Origin of the sequence: Bacillus cereus group sp. MYBK195-1, from assembly GCF_051916605.1 — a bacterium.
GTDB classification, from domain to species: domain Bacteria; phylum Bacillota; class Bacilli; order Bacillales; family Bacillaceae_G; genus Bacillus_A; species Bacillus_A cereus.
This window is the reverse complement of record NZ_JBQAGZ010000002.1, coordinates 275,408-289,569: the sequence shown is the minus strand read 5'-3', so window position 1 is coordinate 289,569 and position 14,162 is coordinate 275,408. Positions and strand designations below refer to the sequence as shown.

Genomic DNA, 14,162 nt, shown 5'->3' with positions numbered 1-14,162 from the left:
ATCACGTTTTTTCTGTTCCTTCAACTAATTCAGCAAAAGCTTTCACTTTTCCGTGCGGTTGTTGATTTTCTTTACGTGCTTTCCAGGCGCGCTCTTCTTCTCGCTTCTTTTTAGACATGTTTTTTCAGCTCCTTCTTTTCTTTCTCCATGTAGTATTCCAAAATAAGAAAGAAAACTATGCACGTATCAAAAAAGAAGTGGTTTCCCACTTCTTCCACTTTAGCGTTGCAAAATTGCATGTTTCGCCTCTTTTAACTGCGTAAGATGTCTTTGTTCATGCAAATCAAGAAATTGAACCCATTGATACAAATTCAGATCATTAAAAACAGGATGCTTTAATCCATTTTCAAATAAATCTTTTTCATCTATAACACTATGAAGCGCGTGTAATAGTTCTTGGCGTGAATGTTCTAGCAATTGAATTCCTTGCTGTTTTTTCATTAAAGTTTCTGTTGGTTGCATTTGCTGAGGAGCTTCTCGTTTATGTGTGCGATCAAGCGTAAGTTGGAGGTCTTTAAATGGAGTCATGTTTCTTTCCTTTTTTTGTAAAGCATATACAAGGGCAGACGTGACAGATTGTTCAACTAAATGCAAGTGGTGTAAAATTTGAATAATGCTCCATTTATCACGGCGTGGCTTTACATTCACTTCTGTGTCATTTAACATTTCAATTTCTGATAATAGCGTGCTTCGAGTAGACTGTAATGAGTTTACTAAACTTTCTAAACTTACATCCATATTAGATTGAAGCATACTTGTTCCCCCCTTTTGTTTGTGAAAAGAGGTGCTCCTTATTAGAAACACCTCTTTAGTATTCTGAATTTTCTTTTATTATCTCATCATTTTCCCATTATGTCGATGTTAAACATGTGAAAAAAAGCGCATGTTTTTTACAATTTTGTGTCGTCAATCGCATGTAACCATGCTTCAATTTCTGTAATAACACTTTTCACACAGCCTTCAGCAAATGGTGATGTTAAATTTGCAACTTCTACTAATTCTAAGAACGATTTACTTCCACCTTGTTGGCACAGATTCACATAATCTTCCCAAGCCTCTTGTCTATTATCTCTTGCACGTTTCCAAAATTGTAGCGCACAAATTTGAGCAAGCGTGTAATCAATATAATAGAACGGTGAGCTATAAATATGCCCTTGACGTTGCCAAAAACCACCGCGCTCTAAATAATCATTATCCTCATAATCACGATGTGGTAAATATTTCTTCTCTATGTTACGCCATGCTGTCTTACGCTCTTCCGGTGATGCTTCAGGATTTTCATATACATAATGTTGATATTCGTCAACAGATACACCATAAGGTAAAAACAGGAGTGCTGAACTTAAGTGAGAGAAGTAATATTTATCTGCATCTTCTTCAAAGAATAGCTTCATCCATGGCCATGTAAAGAATTCCATACTCATAGAGTGGATTTCACATGCCTCATATGTTGGCCAATTATATTCTGGAATTTCAAATTTACGACTTTCATATACTTGGAAAGCATGACCTGCTTCATGTGTTAATACATCAATGTCACCAGATGTTCCATTGAAGTTTGAGAAAATAAATGGCGCTTTATAATTCTCAATATATGTACAATATCCGCCACCAGCTTTTCCTTTTTTCGCAACTAAATCTAATAAATCATTATCTAGCATGAAATTGAAAAATTCATCTGTTTCAGCCGATAACTCTTTATACATCGTCTTTCCATGATCAACAATCCAATCCGCATCTCCTTTTGGAGTTGGATTACCTGTAGCAAACTCAAAATTTTCGTCGTAATAAGCTAACTTCTCTACACCGATACGTGCTTGTTGTCGCTTTCTTAATTCCGTTGTAACAGGAACGATATAATCCAGCACTTGCTGACGGTAATTAGCCACCATCTCCGCATTATAATCTGTACGGTACATTCTTGCATATCCAAGTTCAACAAAGTTTTTGAAACCTAAAGATTTTGCGATTTTCGTTCTCACTTTAACAAGCTCATCATAAATACGATCTAGTTCTTCCTCATTTCCAGCTAAAAATCCGTAGTATGCTTCACTTGCTGCTTTACGTTCGCTTCTTTCTTTTCCTTGCATAAACGGAATCAGTTGCGATAACGTTCTTTCTTCTCCAGCAAAGTCAATTTTTGCAGATGCTAATAACTGTGTATATTGCGATGATAATTTATTTTCTAATTGTAAATCTTTCACGACTTCATCTGAATATGTTTTTAAATCACATTCTGCTAGAGCAAATAATTGTTTTCCATAATACGCCTCTAATTCTTCACGAAATGGAGAATTAATGAGTGCCTTATAATATTTTGTACCATATCCTTGTACAACTGGAGAGAATTCATCAAAGAAATCCTGCTCCTCCTTATAAAAAGTATCCGTCGTATCAACAGAATGGCGAATGTAACAAAGGTTTCCCATTGTACCAAAATCGTTGCGAATCTCATTAATTGAATGAATGACTTGTTTTTGTTCTTCTACAGTTTTTGCGTTATCAAACTTCTCTAAAGCAACAGTAAATTTCTCTTTTAACTCTTCAATATTTGGGCGTTTATATTCATAGTCTTTAAATGACATGAACGAGCCTCCTCTCCATTACATACCTTTATTATAATTCAATACGTATTCTCGAATCCCCTCTTAATTTTCAACAAATTTCGGCAGTGACTGCCCTGAGTTCATTACAAATAAAAAAGCCTTGGATTTATTTATCCAAAGCTCCTTTGGAACATATTATTTTTCATACTTCCCAATTTTTTTTAATAAATCAAGTAATTCATCTTTTTCATCTTTCGTTAACATTTCAAAAGACTGATGTATAACTTTCTCATGCCCCGGAAAAATAGAAGCAATAAAGTTCTCGCCAGACTCAGTTAATTGCGCGTAAATAACACGTCTGTCATTCGGACATGGGATTCTCTTTACTAATCCCTTTTTCTCCAACTTATCTACAACATATGTAATGCTGCCACTAGCTATTAAAATGCGCTCACCAATTTGCTGGAGTGGTTGACCGCCTTTATGATATAGCAGTTCTAATACAGCAAATTCAGTTGGATTTAACCCGTTACTTTGTATAGATTTATTTGTAGTATCCATAACAGAACGATGTACACGAGATAATGCAATAAATACTTTTAAAGATTGAGAAATATCTTCTCGTTCATTATTTGATGTCATACAACTTTCAACCCTTCACTTAAATTCTCAGCAATAAAAAGAAAATACCACTTCATACTTCATGTGAATTCCGAATGAGCATTCACTCATCCATTTCTTCTCCCCTAATATATTAAAAATCATTCTTGAATAAAAACATGACAATTTTAACATAGTTTATATATAATGATAATAAAAAAAGAAGGAGTACCACATTTGAAAGTCAAATTCCAAAGCATAATTATATATATATTGCTTGTTATCCTACCGACAATAGGGATTGGTGCTACATTTTATTCGTATCATACATATAAAATGAAACAGGAAAACAAATTATCTGCTCATACAGTTCTCTTTTTATATAGAGATTATTTGGATCATCATCTTGGTGAAGCAATTTCTGCTTTAGACATGCTTGCAAAAGTTGTAGGCACCGAGACTGGTAATATAAATGGCATTAAACAAATTGTACATGATACAGATGGAAACGATGCACGCTTTTCTGGTCTATATTACGCTACACCAGAAGGAGTCATTACAATCGCATCTGAAGATGAATCAAAGCCTATAGATGTTTCAGACCGTAAATATATTCAAGACGCGCTCCAAACTAAAAAAACCACTGTATCATCAGTCATTACTGATCGCGTTCTTGGACATAAAGCTATTATGATTGCTGCCCCCATATTTAATAAACAGAAGGAGCTCTCAGGATTATTATTAGCTAGTTTACGCTTTGATTACATTTCCTCTTCTTTAAATGCCATTAAACCACAATACCATTTTGAGGTAACTGATAAACATGATGTAGTTTTTCTAACCGATGATAATAACGACACAAGTGATACGCATTCTAATATGCTTACTACCCCACTCCAAAGATTGAATTGGAAGGTCTCTGTTTCTCCATTACCCATTCATCAAAAAACCTTATACCAGTGGGTTGCAATAGAGTGTATAGCTACTTTATTTTTAATGTCTATTTTATTTTTGCTTGCTCAATATATGTTGTTAAAACGTCAAACAAAACTTGAAAGACAACAAAATGAGCTACAGAAAATTGAATTAGTTGGAACTTTTGCAGCGAGTACAGCACACGAAATCCGTAATCCTCTTACTGGAATTAAAGGACTCGTCGCTCTATTAAAAGAGAAATATAAAGATGAACAAGATCAGTTCTACTTTTCCGTAATTGAACAAGAAATAGAGCGAATCAATGAAATTGTAAGTGAATTTCTTATTCTAGGAAAGCCAACCGCCATCATCGAACAAACATATGATGTAAGAACAATTCTAAATGAGGTAGCATTAATTATTCAATCTGAGGCGAATTTACATAACATTGTATTCCATTTACATTTGCCAGACCATCCTGTTCATATCCGTTGTTCGAAAGACCATATGAAACAAGTGGTTTTAAACATTACCAAAAATGCAATTGAGGCCATGACTTCTAATGATACACTAACCATTGTAGTAAAAAACAATGAAACACACGCACAACTGCATATTACAGATACTGGAAAAGGGATTCCGCAACATATTCAAAAACACCTCTTTCATCCGTTCTTTACTAATAAAGATACTGGAACAGGTCTTGGACTTGTCATATGTAAACGAATTGTAGAGATGTATAATGGGCATATTTTTATCGACAGTACAGAAAACGAAGGAACGACAGTTCATATCGAAATTCCGTTACACATAGTATAATTATCCTTATCCTATAAGGGTAATTATACTTATTTCATAAAACCAGCCACAAGCATTCGCCAAAAATTATTTGATTTTCCTTCATACCCGATTTGGAAAATAGGTATTTTTATAATTGAAAACCATTTCGGTGTTTGTTTTTCTTTATAACATTGATATTGTAAAATAAGCTTGTCCAATTCTTGACTAACTTGAATTGTCTCCCTACTATTTAGCCCACTTGTTAATCCTAGTTGAATCATTTCTTCACGTTTCATATGAATATCACGTGAAAGCTTTTCTAATGTGTACTTCCTTTTTACAGTAAACATCCATATCCCCCTTATTATACTTCCATGCTCTTAACTTCACTTCTCCATTGACTTTTTTTAACTACTTAATCATATGCAAATTTGAAGAATCAGAAAACTTAACATTTTCTCCCTGTAATTTACAAATCTTTACCCTCACTTTGAGAATTATTACAAATTATTCTATCTTTGTAAATACATTCGCAATAATAGACATTTTTTTCATCTTCTTTTTTTATAAATTCTACGTAAACCGGGGATTCTTAATTTTCCACCTACTTTTCTTCGACATTTTTTGTTTAATTTATATAAAAAAGCAAAACATAATGATGATTGATAAAGTGAAACTTTAATCAGTGTTTTTTTGTTCAGCCCCCACTGATAATTAGCATTCACCAATCGGGTAGGCAGTGAATCTCCCACCTATCCAGCCCAATGTTGAGGTGGGAGTCTTACTACCCACAAATAGCAGGATAACAATAGAAAGGAAATATTTATATGCGAAAATATACGATTGCATTATTCATCATTGTTTTGTTTTTACCGTCTTTCTTATTTCCTATTCAAGCAAATGCTCATACGAATAAAGTTGCTATTGTCATTGATGATTTCGGTAATAATATGAAGGGGACTAATCAAATGTTATCACTTCCCATTCCACTCACTGTTGCTGTTATGCCTTTTCTTCCTTCCACAAAAGAAGACGCAATAGCTGCCCATAAGAAAGGACATGAAGTTATTATACATATGCCAATGGAACCTATAAAAGGTAAAAAAGAATGGCTTGGGCCGAAAGCAATTACAACTGATTTAAGCGATGAAGAAATAAACAACCGACTTGAACAAGCGATTCAAGAAGTACCGCATGCAATTGGAATGAACAATCATATGGGGTCAAAAGTAACAGCGGATGAAAGAATTGTTCGCCTTATACTTGCTGCTTGTAAAAAACACGGTTTATTTTACTTAGATAGTAAAACGAATCCTAATAGTGTCGTCCCAAAAATCGGAAAAGAATTAGGAGTTCCTATTATTGAAAACCAACTATTTTTTGATGATGTATATACAGCAGGGCATATTTCAAAACAAGCCCAATTACTCATCAAAAAAATTCAAGAAAAACCTATTATGGTAGCTATCGGGCATGTGGGCCCCCCAGGTGAAATTACATCACGCGTTATTGAAACTTCTATCCCTAAAATTCGTGAGCATGCAGACTTTATTTTCTTATCTGATCTAGCATTATCCCCGCCTCCTGTTTCAAAATAAAGTTCATTACTCACATATAATCAGCCCTCACCAATTGGGCTTTTACGGGCAGTCCGCCCCCACTTAACTTCTTTGCTTGCGCTGAATTTTGAGGCGAAGATCTTACTGCCCACAAATAGCGGGACAAAAAAGTACCTATCTATATATAACAGATAGGTACTTTTCTTTTTAACTTAAATATAATCTACATGACTCACTCTGAATCCTTTTTTCTCTATTTTTCCGATTAATTGCTTTAATTTTGTTTCATCTAACTCATCTGATATATTTACAATAACGCGGCGGATATATTGATCACCGTTATCTAGCGTAAATAGGCCACCGATATTATATGCTTTTAACAATGTCCCAAGCTCTTTAATCGTTCCCTTACAATCTTGTGTTGCAATTGTTAATATATAACCACCTGTTCGCATACCAAATGAATCTTCAATAACATCAAATATATTCGAATGCGTTAACATACCGACAAATTCATTATAATCATTTAGCACGGCTAAAAACGGAAGCCGACGAATTACATAAAAAGCTCTGAAGAAGGAATCCTTTTCAAAAATAAATGCATTAGAATCATCGAGCATATCTCCTGCACTTACATGCTCTAATCCGCTATTGCATTTTTTTTCTAATAAATCTACTTTATAAATAATCCCTGTGAATTTCTTCTCATCTTCTGCTAATACCGGGATGGCTCGAAATCCCGTTTCGTTCATCATTTGCAGTGCCTCTTCACCAGAATCATTTATTTTGCAAAATGTTACTTGCTGCTTTGGCAGAAAATGATATTTAACTCGCAAAATATGTTCCTCCTTACATGTCAACATGTAATCTATATATAATAAGGAGACCTATATTTTATGAGTGAAATTATTTTTAAAACGCTTTCATTTATTTATTAACTTGTAGCTATATCACATCCATTTTTATATAACAGAGCTCCTTGCCCCCTTAATCATTAATAACTTTACATGATAGTTCATTAAATATTCTATACCCTCTAGCCATTTTTTCGCCTCTTCTGGCGTTTTTCCCCACACAATCATGCCGTAATTATGAACAAGAACTACTCCTCCACCTTCAATGAAATTCGGAACATTCCTTTCTAATAAATCAGCGAATTTTTTTTCATCTTCTACAATTGGAATTGTCATTTCTGTTATACCTTCTTTTCCGAAAACACGCTCCACACTGCGTTTATCGAACGTTACTTCTCCTTCTTCCCCATATAACTCTGATATTAAATGACTATCTACAGTCTGCACTTGTAAAATACATCCTGCACTACTTTTTTTATAAATATCCGCATGCATAAATGACTCTGCAGCTGGTTTTTCTTCATTTTCAAATACTGACTCGCACATGCAATTTACGACAATAAAATCTTCTTCCGAAAATAGCCCTTTATCTCTTCCCTCAACATTTACTAAGAATGTTAACGGCTCTTTTGACGTACATAGCGATAAGCTAATTTTGGTACCATAAAACCAATCACGAAGTGCCAATTCAGATTTCACATCTTTTAATTCATTCCATTTCTTCAGAAAAAATAACATTTCGTCACCCCCGGCATAATATTCATATAAGGTTCGAATCCTTTCTATGTAAAAGGAATATTTTTTGATTATTCTAAAAATTAATTGAATTATCACATGAGAACGCTTTTTTGTCAATATAGTTTCGTGGTTCTTCTTTAAAATAGGCTATTCATATGTCTATACTCCTATCTATTTCCTATTTCATTTTGTACATAAAAAATACGCTACTCTTTAATTAAAGAATAGCGTATTTTCCTCATTTTTTATTCCGCATTAACGGGCAGCCCGATTAGTGAGGGCTAATAATCAGTGGGGAATGAACAAACCCCCCACTGATTAAAGTTTCACTTTATTTCTTTATTGCATTATATAAAAACTGTGCATATTGTTCACGTGTTACGAAATTATCTCCTAAAAAATTCCCTTCCCCGTCGCCTTTTGATATTTTATTATCCACTAAAGCTTTCACATATCCTTTCGCCCAATGGCCATTTGGTATATCTTTAAAATTCTCTGCACTATTTTCATTTTCTTTTAACTGAAATACTCTTTGTAATACTACTGACATTTCATATCGAGTTAATACTCCATCTGGACGGAACATACCATTTCCATAGCCTGTCATAATTCCAGCTTGAACCACTGCATCAATAGCCGTTTCATACATATTTCCTTTCGTATCTGTAAATGCCGTTTTTGGTACTAGATTATTTTCTAATTTTAAATACCTTTGTATTAGAAGAGCTACTTGTCCACGAGTAATGTTATCACCAAATCCAAATTCACCATTTCCATAGCCTATAAATAATTTTTCTTTCGCTAAGTAATTAATTGCTTCTTCTGACCAATGTCCTTTTGGTACATCTTTAAATTCTACCACTTCTGTTTTCTCATCTTCTTTAGACGTATTACCGTCTTTACTTTCTACTACATTTTGAATAACAGACCCTGTAAAGAAAATTCCTGTATCCGCGAATGGATCTTTCACACCAAATTCATATATTTTCTCACCTGGTGTACTCCATTTCACTACGCCATTACTATACGTACCATTATCGCTCTTCAGACGGATTTTCGTAGAAACTTCACCATTTTTTTCATATATAGGTACTTTTATTTCTTTATTTACTTCTGTTTCCTCTAAAAATACTTTTTGATTTTGGACATTAATATAAGTCGTCTTACTTAGTTCTATAACTGGTCGGACATCACGAATTTCATTTGCAACAAAACTTAGAAATACTAATTTTTTCAAATTACTAACTGGTGATAAGTCTGAAATATAATTCGCTTCTAAATCAAGCTTTTGTAAGTTTACTAAACTTGATAATGGCGTAATATCCTTTAACTCATTGTTAGGTAAGTGTAATTGTTTTAACTGTGTCATCTTACTTAGAGGAGTAACATCTTTTATTTCATTTTTCCCGATCCACAATTCTTCTAATTGCTTCATTTGCTCAATGCCGGATAAATCTTTAACTTTATTACGTGTTAATACTAAGTCTGTTAAAGGTAATGAATATAACGCTTTAATATCTTCAATTTGATTACCTGCTAAAGTTAAGTATGTTACATTTTTCAAAGCGCTTAATGGAGCAACGTTCGTAATTTTATTATTTGCTAAATTCAAGTAATCTAGTTGTTCCATTTTCGCTAATGCTGTTACATCTTCTATTTGGTTGCCTGATAGAAATAAACTTTTTACATTTTTCATTTCAGTTAGTGGTGCAACGTTTGTAATTTTATTATTACTTAAATCAAGAGATTCTAAATTATCCATCTTAACAAGTGGCGTTACATCTGAAAATTCATTACCACGCAAAGCTAAATGACTTAATTGCTTTAAGTTCGCAAAGAACGACGGATCTTTTATCTTCGCATTCGCAACTGTTAAAGATTTTAAATTTGGCATATATTTTAATGCACTATAATCAAGTATCTCATTCGTATTTAAAAACAAATCCTTTACTTGTAATAACTCTTCTTTCGTAATTGGTGTATTTAAATCTTTTCTATTAAATACTTTTTTATTCACAAGTTCTCTTAATTTGTTATCTGTTATCATATTTTGATTATCAACTGGATTATCCGTTTCCGTATTGCCTGAATTAGAGTTATCATCTGGTTTCTCTGTTTCTTTGTTACCTACAGTTGGATCTTTAATTTCAAATTGAACTTGATATTTGTGATCATATCCAATAGCTGGAATAAGTATATGCATTTGCATATTGTGCTTCTTCTCAAACTCACCAATTTCAAATTGAACTACTTTCGTTCCATTCTTCCTCTTATCTTCTGACAAAACCTTCACATCATGAAATACACCAGGCTGGTTTCTATCTTCTATTCTAAGATATTGAAAATAATCACTATCTTGCATTGTTACAGTGACAATTTTTTTGCCAGCTGCAATCGTTACTTTAGGATCTTTTATATATTGAGAAACCATAGATGGCTCATCTTTTTGGTCCTTATATATTTTAATCTCAGTATCATACGTGCGATCACTCGCTGCTGCTACCGATTGATTTGCTTCAACTTTTAATGCCGCTAATGCTGGAGTAGAGTACGTAGCAAATGGAATTGCTAATGTTGTCGCTACTACTAGCGCCTTCATGTAATTTTTTTTCAAAATAATATCCCCTATCATATATAATCTTTACAATTGATAAGTATTATCAATTATCCACAAATAAATGATAATGAATATCATTATCATTGTCAATGAGAATATTACATTAAATTTATATTTTTAAAGATAAAAAAATAAAAAAGCCCTTTATTCAAAGGGCTTTTTTACCTATCGTATGAAGAATTTCACTTTTTTCCTTCTCATTGATGACACCGATTTTTTGCAAAATATTCGCGTACAATACAAGTTTATTATATATTCGTTCTGACATGTTCTCCCTTCTTTCCTTCGACCAACTTTTTTTGTATTGGTAAATTATATGAAAGAGGTGAGAAAATGTGTCCACTTTTTGCATAACTGCAAATCTTTTATTTTACGATTTACAGATAATAAAACTCCCTCCTAAAAATTAGGCGGGAGTTTATGTGCTTTCACTGTATTTAACAAACTGTCCACTGAATATTATGCTTCTTAAGTTCTTCTTCAAAGCTATATGGCATTTTTTTATCACAAATTACGTGTTGAATACGCGAAATTGCTGCTATACGATAATTCCCTTTCACTCCTACCTTCGTATGATCACATAAAATATATGTTTTCTCAGCTAATTTCATCATCGCCTCTGACAATTTCGCTTTCTCTAATTCAAAGCTGGAAACTCCAAAACTAGGTAATAACCCATCAATCGAAACGAACGCTTTATGAAAATGAAATTGCTGTATGACTTGCTGAGAAATAGACCCTGATACACGCGAATGCTTTGGAGATACTTTTCCACCTATAAATAAAACTTCACCGTGAAACATCTTTTTATTAATAGAAGAAATTAATTGTGTTGCGACTGGAAATGAACTTGTTACAATCGTTAAGTTTTTACGATGAACAAGGTATGGAACCATTTGAAGCGGTGTACTTCCATCATCAATTGCAATAACATCACCGTCTTCTACAAATGTCGCTGCTTTATAACCAATTCTTTTCTTCTCTTCTATATGTAGCATTTCTCTTTCTAACATTGGTGCCTCTACTCCAGCGCCTGGAAGTTGAACAGCTCCACCATACACTTTTTTCAGCTTCTTTTCACGATCTAATTCTTCTAAATATCGACGAATCGTTTCTGTTGATACAGCAAATTCTCTCGCTAATTCTGAAACCTTTACTTTCCCTTTAAATTCTACCTTTTCAAGAATGGTTCGCTTTCTTTCTTCTCCTACTACAGACATAGCTTCACCTCATTTATATCTCCCTTATAAACTTCCTTACTTATACAAAGCTATAATTTTCTTTATAAGTAGAAACTTCTTCATGAATATGAATACCGCGCTTTGCTAGCTCATCAAAAATCAATTGTGGATTTTCAAAGGCTTCTTCAGGCGTAACAACACCCACCCTATTTACATTTCCATTTGCAATTAACTCTGCAGCAATCCCAAATGGAATACCGACGTTTCTCGTATACGCTCTTAATTTTTCCCATCCTACAACAGAACCATCAGATAACGGATGTGTATGATATAACACATGTCTTTGCTTCTCATTATTTTTCATACCTATTACTTCTACATGAAGTGCATAACCATAAAGCTCTGTTTCTTGCCCTTCTTTCGATTGCAATAAATACTGTGAAATACAATCCATAATGCCTATTTCTTTCCCGTTTATTTCAATCTGATCATTACGCAATATGCCGTAATCATATAAAGCACGTACAAGTTGCATATTTTGCTGTGGCCAAGTTCCTCTCGTCTCTATCAGTTTGACACCTTTATTTTCTAATGCCTTTGCTAGCGTAATCGTTTCAGAATGCGGAATGATATACTGCGTTGCCTTACCATAAGGCTCTGGCAATTCTATTTCTCTCGGACGCGCAAACGGAGGTACTTGCTTAAATTCACCATCTTCATACACTGTACGCGATGGTAAATATGGATCATATTCATATGTCGTTGTCTCTGTAATTGATGCAGAAAAAGCAATCGGACGATACGAACCGTGACTTACACGGACAGACTCTACAGTATCCAATTGATTTGCTGCATGCATTGCCATCATTTGCGTTACACCTGGCGTCATGCCAAATCCAGGTAAACATATCTTTTCATTTTCAACAAATATAGCATGCGATTCATTTTCTTCACCAAATCCATTTAAGTTCACACCGTGACAGCCTGCTTCTGCAATACAGCGGGTCGACAATCTGTTTAACTTTATCGTCGTACCGTCCATTACAATGTCATAACCAATCATTTTTGCAACCGTATCCTCGTGATTCTTTACATCTACTTTTACAAAATCAACACGAGGGTCGTTGAGCCATTCTACTACTTTACGGCCCTCTACCTCGTTAAAATCAGCTACTGTAATTGTCTCAAAAGATGAAAATTGAACTAAATCCAAAATAGCTTCGCGACAAATTTTACCTGCTCCACCTAAGCAAAATACTTTCACCCAATAACAGCTCCTTTAGCAATACTATCAACTAAGCGATTAATATCTTCTTCATGTACATCACCGATATTTCCAATGCGGAACGTATCTACTTTCGAAATTTTTCCAGGGTAAATAACAAATCCATAACGCTTTAATTCGTTATATAACTGTTGAAACTCGAATCCCTCTTTTGGATAAATGAAAGATGTAATAATAGGAGATTGATATTCCTCATCTACTAGTGGCTTAAATCCGATTTCTCCCATTCTATTTACTAGTAGTTTTTGATTGTTGTAATATCGATTGTAACGCGCTCTTACTCCTCCCTCTTTTTCTAGTTCAAGTAGTGCTTGATAAAAAGCATGTACAACATGTGTAGGTGAAGTAAAACGCCATTTCCCATTTTGTTTTTCCATCGTTTCCCATTGATCATATAAATCAAGAGATAAAGAGCGTCCTTGCCCTTTACACTTCAATAATTCATCACGTTTTGCGATTACAAATCCGAATCCAGGAACCCCTTGAATACACTTATTCGCACTACTAATTAAAAAATCAATTTGTAAATCAGCAATGTCTATTTCAATCCCGCCGAAACTACTCATCGCATCAACAATTGTAACCTTTCCATACTGTTTTCCTAATTTACATACATCTACAATTGGATTTATAATGCCTGTCGTCGTTTCGCAATGAACAACTGCAATATGCGTAATCTCTTTATCTTCTTGCAATAACTTCTCTACTTCTACAATATTAGTAGGTTCCCACTCTTCTGTTTGACTGACCACTACATCAATCTGTAACATCTCTGCCATTTGCACAATGCGCTTACCGTACGCACCATTTGTACAAACGAGAAGCTTCCCATTTGCCGGAATAACAGAACCAATTACTGCTTCAACTGAAAACGTACCGCTTCCTTGCATTAACACTGTTGTATATTTCTCTTCTTCCTTCGTCGCTAACGATACAAGTTTAGCTCTTACTTCTTGCACCATCGTATTATATTCATCATCCCACGTACACCAATCGTATAGCATAACTTCTTTTACTGATTTTGTTGTCGTTAATGGTCCTGGTGTTAATAATAAGTAGTGATTTTCAGTCATGATCCTATTCCCCT

Annotated in this window: 13 protein-coding genes; 2 read left to right on the top strand and 11 right to left on the bottom strand. The window is 34.0% G+C overall.

All coding sequences use genetic code 11. The features are described from left to right. Position 1: 1 nt before the first annotated feature. The 4 genes from ACTFRY_RS11090 to ACTFRY_RS11075 form a co-directional block, all read right to left on the bottom strand. Positions 2 to 118 (bottom strand): DUF6254 family protein, encoded by a 117-nt coding sequence (locus ACTFRY_RS11090; RefSeq protein ID WP_000038355.1) that lies wholly within the window; start codon positions 116 to 118, stop codon positions 2 to 4. Between the two features lie 101 nt (positions 119 to 219). After that, entirely contained in the window at positions 220 to 753 is a 534-nt protein-coding gene (locus ACTFRY_RS11085) for a DinB family protein (RefSeq protein ID WP_000941970.1), read from the bottom strand. A gap of 137 nt (positions 754 to 890) precedes the next feature. After that, positions 891 to 2,585, bottom strand: a complete 1,695-nt coding sequence (locus ACTFRY_RS11080; RefSeq protein WP_000008576.1) for a M3 family oligoendopeptidase — start codon at positions 2,583 to 2,585, stop codon at positions 891 to 893. 156 nt (positions 2,586 to 2,741) lie between these two features. Continuing rightward, positions 2,742 to 3,188 (bottom strand): MarR family winged helix-turn-helix transcriptional regulator, encoded by a 447-nt coding sequence (locus ACTFRY_RS11075; RefSeq protein ID WP_000203336.1) that lies wholly within the window; start codon positions 3,186 to 3,188, stop codon positions 2,742 to 2,744. A 195-nt stretch (positions 3,189 to 3,383) separates the two neighbouring features. Between ACTFRY_RS11075 and ACTFRY_RS11070 the strand changes: the two genes are divergently transcribed. Beyond that, positions 3,384 to 4,880 carry a DUF3149 domain-containing protein gene (locus tag ACTFRY_RS11070; protein ID WP_000865053.1) on the top strand — a complete coding sequence of 499 codons (1,497 nt, stop codon included), beginning with the start codon at positions 3,384 to 3,386 and terminating at the stop codon, positions 4,878 to 4,880. Between the two features lie 29 nt (positions 4,881 to 4,909). Here the strand turns inward: ACTFRY_RS11070 and ACTFRY_RS11065 are convergent, their stop codons facing one another. Continuing rightward, positions 4,910 to 5,191, bottom strand: coding sequence for an aspartyl-phosphate phosphatase Spo0E family protein (locus tag ACTFRY_RS11065; RefSeq protein WP_000495536.1), 282 nt, complete (start codon positions 5,189 to 5,191; stop codon positions 4,910 to 4,912). A gap of 477 nt (positions 5,192 to 5,668) precedes the next feature. On the opposite strand from ACTFRY_RS11065, the gene ACTFRY_RS11060 reads away from it, so the two are divergent. Further along, the gene (locus ACTFRY_RS11060) at positions 5,669 to 6,439 is read left to right on the top strand and encodes a divergent polysaccharide deacetylase family protein (protein WP_001234107.1); all 771 of its coding nucleotides are present in this window, start codon (positions 5,669 to 5,671) and stop codon (positions 6,437 to 6,439) included. A gap of 173 nt (positions 6,440 to 6,612) precedes the next feature. Here ACTFRY_RS11060 and cbpA read toward each other — a convergent pair whose 3' ends face one another. The 6 genes from cbpA to phnW all read right to left on the bottom strand — a co-directional run bounded on the left by cbpA (position 6,613) and on the right by phnW (position 14,148). Further along, entirely contained in the window at positions 6,613 to 7,236 is a 624-nt protein-coding gene (cbpA, locus tag ACTFRY_RS11055) for a cyclic di-AMP binding protein CbpA (RefSeq protein WP_001264207.1), read from the bottom strand. A gap of 126 nt (positions 7,237 to 7,362) precedes the next feature. Beyond that, a complete protein-coding gene (locus tag ACTFRY_RS11050; RefSeq protein WP_000896005.1) occupies positions 7,363 to 7,992 on the bottom strand; it encodes a class II aldolase/adducin family protein in 630 nt (209 codons plus the stop codon). 331 nt (positions 7,993 to 8,323) lie between these two features. Continuing rightward, positions 8,324 to 10,624: an NEAT domain-containing leucine-rich repeat protein gene (locus ACTFRY_RS11045; RefSeq protein WP_098616841.1), complete on the bottom strand. Its 2,301-nt coding sequence runs from the start codon at positions 10,622 to 10,624 to the stop codon at positions 8,324 to 8,326. A 422-nt stretch (positions 10,625 to 11,046) separates the two neighbouring features. Then, positions 11,047 to 11,829: a DeoR/GlpR family DNA-binding transcription regulator gene (locus tag ACTFRY_RS11040; protein WP_000117667.1), complete on the bottom strand. Its 783-nt coding sequence runs from the start codon at positions 11,827 to 11,829 to the stop codon at positions 11,047 to 11,049. Positions 11,830 to 11,869: 40 nt separating this feature from the next. After that, positions 11,870 to 13,054, bottom strand: coding sequence for a saccharopine dehydrogenase family protein (locus ACTFRY_RS11035; RefSeq protein ID WP_016117450.1), 1,185 nt, complete (start codon positions 13,052 to 13,054; stop codon positions 11,870 to 11,872). After that, the gene (gene phnW, locus ACTFRY_RS11030) at positions 13,051 to 14,148 is read right to left on the bottom strand and encodes a 2-aminoethylphosphonate--pyruvate transaminase (protein ID WP_000138231.1); all 1,098 of its coding nucleotides are present in this window, start codon (positions 14,146 to 14,148) and stop codon (positions 13,051 to 13,053) included. Before phnW ends, ACTFRY_RS11035 begins: the two co-directional genes overlap by 4 nt. Positions 14,149 to 14,162 lie beyond the last annotated feature (14 nt).